Source organism: Sphingomonas psychrolutea (assembly GCF_014636175.1).
Taxonomy (GTDB): domain Bacteria; phylum Pseudomonadota; class Alphaproteobacteria; order Sphingomonadales; family Sphingomonadaceae; genus Sphingomonas; species Sphingomonas psychrolutea.
In genome coordinates this window covers 51,250-59,504 of record NZ_BMDW01000024.1, presented here as the reverse complement: position 1 = coordinate 59,504, position 8,255 = coordinate 51,250, and the positions used below count along the sequence as shown (strand labels likewise).

The window sequence follows — 8,255 nt, the reverse complement described above, 5'->3', positions numbered from 1 at the left end:
GTCGTGCGATACACAGGTGCGGCAGGTTTGGGCATCACGCCCATCTATCCCACTCGATTCCCTACGTGAATCCCCAACGTCAGTTTTGCAACAAAGCCCATCGGAACCATAGAGCGCCGATGCGCCGTCGGCGACGATTTCGATCCGGTCGACCATGCCCAGCGGGATCGCCGACACATCGATGCCTTGGCGCGATCCGTTATAGGCGAGGCGGTGGCCGTTGAGCAGGGTCAGCGTCGCGTCGCTGCCCAGACCACGCAAGTTGATGGTCGAAGCGCTGCCGACATTGATACCGCTGGCCGACGGCACATTGTTACCTACACCCGGATTCTGCCCGCCGCCGAAATTCTGCGGGATGTTGCGCACTACCTCGGCGACACTGCTCTGCCCGGCATTGCGCATGCCCTGCTGGTCGAGCCGGATGACCGGCGAGGCAACCGGCGCGCCGCGTATCCGGCTGCCCGTCACGACGATGTCCGAACCATCCGCTTCCGCCGAGACGCCCTGCGCGGCAGGCGCTCGCTCGACAATGAGGCTCGATCCCGCCAGCCTCGCGCGCAGACCTGATCCCCGCAGCAACGCCGAAATAGCTTCGATGGCGGTGAACCGTCCCGACAAGGCGGGGGCGATTTTGCCATCGACCAGCGCAGAGGAAACAATGACATTGGTGCCGGAAGCATCGGACACGGCGCGCAGCGACGTCCCGAGGGGCTCGGCCGGAAGGTCGTAGCGCCGCTGGTCAGCCTGCTGTGCATGAGCTGGTGCCACCAGCGCGAGGATCGATACGCCCGCAACGCACGCGTAAGTGCTTCTTGAAAATCGTCCGCTCACTCCGTCGTCTCCCCCCTTTGGGCGCACTTGGCGCCGTCGTTCGGGGCGATTGACGACAGAGGGGGACGGTCTGCCCCCTCTTGTGACCGATTTATTTCAGGTGGCCGGCACCGAAGGCGGAGCGGATATCACAACATCGCCCTGCGGGGTTTTCGCCGCACGCAGGCCGAGTGATTCCGCAATGCTCTCCGCTAGCCCGACGGCATCGCCGGAGTGAAAGGCGCCGGTGATGCGCAAATCGCCGAGCGCGGGATCGGCGAGGCTGATCTTGGCCCTGCTGTAGCGATTGGCTTGGGTAATAGCGTCGGCGAGCCGCGTACTGTCGAAGCTCAGCATTCCGGCGGTCCATTGGGCGTCGATCGTGGCGGCCGGTTGCGGGGCCACCAGAGGCTCGGCGGTGCCGAAGGAAATCTGTTGTCCTGGGCTGAGGCGCGCGATCGCGGGTTGTGCCGTAACCGCGCTTGGCCGGCCGTCGCGCACCTCGACGATGCCGCGCAGCAGCACCACTTTAACGCGATTGTCGGCGACAGCGACATCAAAGATCGTCCCGCGCGCGGTCACCGAGCCGTTACCGGCTATGACGACGAACGGGCGCGCGGCATCATGCGCAACGACGAAACGTGCTCGACCCCGCGAGAGGTAGAGTCGTCGCTCGGTGCCGGTGAACGCGATACGCAGCACACTGTCGGTATCGAGCGTGACAGTCGAACCGTCTGCCAGCGCGACTTGTCGAATCTGGCCGACCCGCGACGCGAGTTCGGTGGCCTGGGATGATGGATGCGGACGGAACAATCCAACGCCACTGACGGACAGGCCGAGGATCGCCACGACCAGCACGGCCGCGACGGCAAAGGCGTAGCGCACCTGTGGCCGGTCGAAGAAGCGCCGCCGCTCGGGCAAACTGCGCGCGCGCCCGAAACTGGTCTGTCCCAGCAGGGCCGCGCTATCCCACGCGCGCTCGGCGCGCGCATAGGCGGCCGCATGGCGCGGATCGCTGGCCCGCCAGCGCTCGAACGCCGCGCGGTCAACCGCGGCATCGGCATCGTGGATCAATGCCACCCAATCGGACGCTTCGCGACGCACCGCGTCATCGGATTTTGCACCAGGGTCGGACATCACCATTAATCGTCGCTCAAGACGCGATCGATCTCGGCAATGGCCCGGCTCATCTGCTTGCGAACGCCGCGCACACTCATTCCAACGCGCTCCGCGACTTCCGCATAACTATATCCATCGAGTCGACACGCCATGAAGATCTCCCGCGTCCGTGGACGGAGTCGCTGCATAGCCGTTTCGAGGCGATTGATCATATCCCGTGCTTCCAACTGGTCGTGCGGATCGCGGCCGGCGAGTGGAACTTCGTCGATCGACACATGGAAGGCGGCAGAGCGGCGCGCGGCGAACTTCGCGCGATCGCGAAGGAGGTTACCGGCTATCCGGGTAAGATAGGCTTCGGGCCGATCGACGGTGCTGCCGGGATCGTCGTCTCGACGGGCCAGCCGCTCGAACGTCTCGTGGACGAGATCGAGCGCGTCATCGTTCCCGGAACGCCGGGTGAAAAAGCGCAGCAGACGCGGCATCTGCGCCCGGTAGAGTGCTTCGATCGAGTAGTCGGACGCGCGATGCGGGACGCGGTCTTCGGGCGGCAGCGGATCGCCGTCAGCGACGCGCGGCGCCGTGCCGACAACGCCCATTTCGTCCGACGCCAAGTTCAGCCGCATCGGCCGGCACCGCAACGCGGGCTCGATTGATCGGGTGATATCCGTTCTCGGCGCATATCCAGCCTGGCTCCAGATGCGAGGCGGACTTGCGGGAGCCGGGTGTCGAGAACATGCACAAGAACATGCGCCGCCGCCTTCAGCCGGAACGGCCTGGACAGATGCGACGGCAATCCGGCCGCATCGAAGCATACGGCGGATCAATTTCTCAAGCGGGGTTCTCAAGCCCCGGCTACGCTACGCGACGCACCGTCAGACTAGGCCCAGATCAATGGCGAACGCAAGGTGGCCAATATGGCCGCTAAACGCGCGTCATCAGAGGCAAATCATTGCCCGGCTTTAGCGCGAAGCTCTTCGAGACATTCGCGCGAGACCTGCTCGACCACATCGCGCAAGTTCCGGACGCAGGCAAGGATCGCGGTCAATTCGTCGACCTCGATCTGATAGGCGGTGGAATAACGCGCCTCGACATAGGCACGCTTGAGGAGCTGGAAGCGGCGGCGGTCGAGACGCCGGTCACGCGGCCAAACGCCGACCAGCTGCGGCTCGCTGTCTTCGGCGAGCGAACGGAGGAATTTGATGTTGTGCGAGCGTGGGAAATACAAGGTCCGCACGAGCAGGAAGCAGATATAGGCGCGTTCAACTGCCTGATGCAGCGTAAACGCGGCATCTTTGCGCCAACCAAGATCGTCCGTTCCTTTCTGAACTTGATCGCCTGCCGTGGACAATGCGCGATCGATGCTCGGCAACCATTCCTGGAAATAGCCCGTCGCCATCTTGTAGGCATCGGCAGCGGTGAGCGGCATCGGTGTCGCGAGCGGATGGCACGGCATTTCGTAGAGCACGATGCCGTCGCGCGCGATATCGACCCAGAAATACTCGCCGCGTTTGAGCGACTGATTCACCTCGTCGAGCGCATGGACGATGATGTTGACCGGCCGCTTGATCGCCGCGTCGCGCAGGATGTTGTCCTCGGCGACATACCAGTAATGCGCGATATCGGTCAGGTCGCTGTGATTGACGACCACGAGCAGATCGAAATCCGACTGATAACCATTCTCGGGCTCGTCGACCCAATCATCACGCGCATAGCTGCCGAACAGGATGATCTTCAGGATCTTGCCGTTCTTGCGCGACGGTGACGTCGCCTGGCCGATGGCCTCGGCGAATTCGTCCATCAGCACGCGCTGGACGCGGTCCAGTTCGCCCCGCTGCGCTGCGGGCAAATGATCGACATCCTTTTTCATCGCGAGGATTCTGTGCGAGCGGACCGACATTGGCAAGCGTAAGGCTTGTTCACGCCGCGGATTTCGCATTATCACCAATGCGTTCGGCGGTGCTGGATGGCCGGCCTTGTCGGCACGCGGCACTCAAGCGCGTTTCTCAACTTTCGGTGCCGCCGGACACCTTCAGACATGGGTCGACGCCTTTGGCCTCAAGCCGCTTGAACATGCGCGTTTGCCACCCGACCGTATCGATCTCGAGGAAATCCAGGGAATCGCGCGTCGCGGTCGAAGACGTCAGATCAATTCTTCGAGCAACAGAAGCGCGAGGAAACCGACGAAGAACATCGCACTGATGAGCGGGCTGTCCGGCTTCTTATGCGCCTCGACGAGCAATTCTTCGATGACGAGATAGAGGAGCGCGATGAGCCCGAAGCTCAGAAAGCCGGCGACGACGGTCGGTGAAAACGCGGCGACCGGCAGCGCGACCAGCGTTCCCAGCGGCATCAGCAGCGCGAGCGCGGTCGTAATCGCCACGATGCGCAGCTTCGACGTGACGGTCTCGCCCAACTCTTCTGTCACGGTGACCCCGAGGAACAGGACTTCGAGCGTCAGGGCGATCGTCAGCAACAGCCCCGCCTTCGCCCCGGCGATAAACGCAAGCCCAAGCACCAGGCCGTCGATCAACAGGTCTGTGCCGATGGCGCCGATCAGCGCGAGCGGGCCGCGAACACGCTCTTCCAGCGACTTGAGCCCCAACATGACCACAACACCGGCGGCACCGCCCACCAGCGTTGCCAGTGGCGCGCGGCCATGCATCACGTCAGGGAGTATCTCGGTGGCTGCTGCGGCGAAAACGACGCCGGCGGCAAGGTGCTGGATCGCGCTGGTGAGCTTCGGCCCCGGCCGTTTCCATACGGCGACTATCGCGCCGATCAGCACCGCAAGGACCGGAATGATCGTATAGGCTAGCGCCGTCATTCCTGGATATCCCCGTTGTGCCGATAGCCAAGCAATCGCGGCGCGTTGACCACAACAAGCAGGGCCGCGAAAATGCAATGCATGGCAAACTCCTGACGGACCGAAAGAGTCTGGGGCGGATCAGGGCTGAACATCTCGGCGAAGATCAAGGGCGATAGGAGCCGGGCGTTGAGACCACGCTTGAGACATGGGCCGACGCCTTTGGCCGCAAGCGGCTTGGACATCCGCGTCGGCCACCCGGCCGCATTCATATGTTTGAAGTCACAGGACTGATGGGGTCATGCGCTGTCGGCGCTGCGCCCGCTTCCCCTTGGTCGTCGTGCGACCTCGGCAATCCCCGCCGGCCGTATCGCGCATAGAGCGTCGGCAGCACGAACAGGGTCAGCAGCGTCGCCGAGATCAGGCCGCCGATGACGACCGTCGCCAAGGGCTTCTGAACTTCGGCGCCCGCCCCATGCGCAAGCGCCATCGGCACGAAGCCGAGCGACGCCACCAGTGCTGTCATCGCGACGGGGCGAAGCCGGGCCAGGGCGCCGTCTCGGCTCGCCGTCGCCCGGTCGATGCCGTTGCGCATCAAATCCTGGATCGATGTCACCATGACCAGACCGTTGAGCACCGCGATACCGGACAAGGCAATGAAGCCCACGGCGGCCGAGATCGAGAAGGGCATGCCGCGCAGCACAAGCGCGAGGACGCCGCCGACCAACGCAAGCGGAACGCCGGTGAACACGATCGCGGCATCGCGCGCGGAGCCGAGCGCTCCATAGAGAAGCAGGAGGATCAGGGCGAAACAGGCCGGCACCACCAGGGCAAGCCGCGCGCGGGCCGTCGCGAGATTCTCGAACTGACCACCCCATTCGAGATAAGTGCCCGCCGGCAGCCGCACGTCGCGCGCAATCGCCGCCTGCGCTTCAGCCACCACGCTCGCGACATCCCGCCCGCGAACATTAGCCTGGACGACGACGCGCCGTTTGCCATTCTCGCGGCTGATCTGGTTGGGACCGTCGTTGATGCGGATGTCAGCGACGCTGGCCAGTGGCACCGATGCACCGGAGGGAGTCGGCACGGGCACCTGTCCCAGCCTCTCGAAATTGGCGCGATCGACGTCAGACAGACGGATGACCACGGGGAAGTGGCGATCGCCCTCGAAGATGAACCCGGCCTCGCGACCGCCGACCGTTGCGGCAATGGCCGCCTGGACGTCCTTCGCGGTGACGCCGAGGCGTGCCGCCGCATCACGGTTGAAGGCGATGTCGAGCATGGGTAGGCCTTCGGTCTGCTCGACCTTCACGTCCTCGGCGCCTTTTGCCCGGCGAAGCACGGCCGCGACCTTGTCGGCGACGTCGTTCATCTGACCGAAGTCATCGCCGAACACCTTGACCGCGACATCGCTGCGAACGCCGGCAATCAGCTCATTAAAGCGCATCTGAATCGGCTGCGTGACTTCGTAGGAATGGCCCGGAACGCCGGCCAGACGTTTCTCGATACGCTCGACCACCTCCGTCTTCGCCTCACTCGGGTCGGGCCATTGGTCGCGGGGCTTGAGCATGACGAAGGTGTCGGTCGCGTTGGGCGGCATCGGGTCCGACGCCAGCTCGGCCGTGCCGGTCCGCGAGAATACCGTCTTGATCTCGGGCATCCCGGCAAGCGCCTTCTCGATCTGGAACTGCATCTTCTGGCTTTGCTCGACCGACGTGCCCGGCACGCGAAAGGCGGACACGAGAACATTGCCCTCGTCGAGCTGGGGCAGGAACTCCTGGCCGAGAGTCAGATAGCCGCCGACCGCAAGCGCGAGCGACGCGATGGCGACGCCGATCGTGAGCTTGGGACGACTGAGCGCACGGTCGAGCCCCGGTTCGTAGCGGCGGCGCAGCCATCCGACGATTCGGCCTTCATTCTCTTCCACCGGCTTGCTCAGCCAGACGGCGATCGCGGCCGGCACGAATGTGAGCGAGAGGACGAAGGCGAACAGCAGCGCCATGATGACGGTAAGCGCCATAGGCTCGAACGTCTTGCCCTCCACGCCCTGGAGGGTCAGCAGCGGCACATAGACGATGATGATGATCGCCTGCCCATAGACCGAGGGACGGATCATCTCGCGCGCAGCCTGGGCGATCACGGACAGACGCTCACCGAGGTCGAGATGGCGACCATGGCGGTGCTGTCGCTCGGCCAGACGGCGAAGCGCATTTTCGACGATGATGACGGCGCCATCGACGATCAGACCGAAATCGAGTGCGCCGAGGCTCATCAGATTCGCGGAGACGCCGACGCGCAGCATGCCGAAGCTGGTCAGCAGCATCGTGACCGGGATGACGGCAGCCGCGATCAGCGCCGCGCGAAAATTGCCGAGCAGCAGGAACAGGACGACGATCACCAGCACCGCGCCTTCGCCCAAGTTGCGGGCGACGGTCGAGATGGTCGAGTTCACCAATGCGGTGCGATCCAGTACGGGCTCGATCACGACGTCGGGTGGAAGCGACGGGCCGATCTTGCGCAGCCGCTCGCCCACGCCAGTCGAGACGGTGCGGCTGTTCTCGCCGATCCGCATAACAGCGGTGCCGGTCACCACCTCGCGGCCATTCTCCGACGCCGAACCGAGGCGGATGCCCTGGCCGAGACGGACCTCGGCAACCTGCCCGAGCAGGATCGGCACGCCCTCGCGCGTGGCGATTACGGTGTTGCGAAGCTGCGGGATGCTGCGGATACGGGCGTCGGCGCGCACCGCCAGCCCCTCGCCATTGCGATCGACCACGCCAGCCCCGATCGCGCTGTTGTTCGCTTCCAGCGCCTCGGCAAGCTCGGCCAGGCTGAGCCTGAGCGCGGCGAGCTTCTGGACGTCGGGCACGACAAGATATTCCTTGTCGAAGCCGCCGAGCGAATCGACGCCAGCAACGCCGGCGACCGATTTGACCTGCGGCGCAACGATCCATTCCTGGACGCTGTGGAGATAGGTCGCCCGGTCGGCCTCGCTGACGAGCCGGTCCCCTTCCGGCGTTATGTAGCTGCCATCGGGCTGGATGCCGGGCTCGCCGGGCTTGTGCCGCTCATGACCGCGCTCCTGATAGTGGAGCGTCCACATGTAGATGTCGCCAAGGCCGGTCGCGATCGCACCCATTTCCGGCGTGACGCCGGCCGGCAGCGATTCCTTCAGGTCGTTCAGCCGTTCCGCTACCTGCGCCCGCGCAAAATAGATGTCGGTCGTGTCGGAAAAGACCGCCGTGACCTGGGCAAAACCGTTGCGGCTCAGCGACCGTGTGCTCTCCAAACCCTTTATGCCGGCGAGCGCGGTCTCGACGGGGAATGTGACCTGCTTCTCGATCAGCTCGGGCGAAAGCGCTGACGCCCGCACGTTGATCTGCACCTGATTGTTGGTGACGTCAGGAACAGCATCGATGGGGAGTTGCCTGAGCGATACGATTCCGATGATGGCGGCAATGACGGTCAGCAGCAGGACAAGCCAGCGCCGCGCGACCGCAAGGGTGACGATGCGTTCGATCAT

The 8,255-nt window shown here is 64.3% G+C and carries 7 protein-coding genes; all 7 read right to left on the bottom strand.

Annotation, left to right across the window (positions count from 1 at the left end; translation table 11 throughout):
• On the bottom strand, positions 1-831 hold an 831-nt coding region (locus IEV62_RS15905; RefSeq protein ID WP_188449212.1), incomplete at its 3' end, for an STN domain-containing protein.
• 96 nt (positions 832-927) lie between these two features.
• Positions 928-1,947, bottom strand: coding sequence for a FecR family protein (locus IEV62_RS15900; protein ID WP_188449210.1), 1,020 nt, complete (start codon positions 1,945-1,947; stop codon positions 928-930).
• Between the two features lie 5 nt (positions 1,948-1,952).
• A complete protein-coding gene (locus tag IEV62_RS15895) occupies positions 1,953-2,552 on the bottom strand; it encodes an RNA polymerase sigma factor (RefSeq protein WP_229733271.1) in 600 nt (199 codons plus the stop codon).
• Positions 2,553-2,875: 323 nt separating this feature from the next.
• Complete coding sequence (locus IEV62_RS15890) at positions 2,876-3,796, bottom strand: HEPN domain-containing protein (protein WP_188449208.1); 921 nt, start codon at positions 3,794-3,796, stop codon at positions 2,876-2,878.
• A gap of 273 nt (positions 3,797-4,069) precedes the next feature.
• Positions 4,070-4,753, bottom strand: a complete 684-nt coding sequence (locus tag IEV62_RS15885) for a ZIP family metal transporter (protein ID WP_188449206.1) — start codon at positions 4,751-4,753, stop codon at positions 4,070-4,072.
• Positions 4,750-4,977, bottom strand: coding sequence for a hypothetical protein (locus IEV62_RS15880; RefSeq protein WP_188449203.1), 228 nt, complete (start codon positions 4,975-4,977; stop codon positions 4,750-4,752). The genes IEV62_RS15885 and IEV62_RS15880 overlap by 4 nt, the downstream gene beginning before the upstream one ends.
• Before the next feature lie 23 nt (positions 4,978-5,000).
• Positions 5,001-8,255: an efflux RND transporter permease subunit gene (locus IEV62_RS15875; RefSeq protein WP_188449202.1), complete on the bottom strand. Its 3,255-nt coding sequence runs from the start codon at positions 8,253-8,255 to the stop codon at positions 5,001-5,003.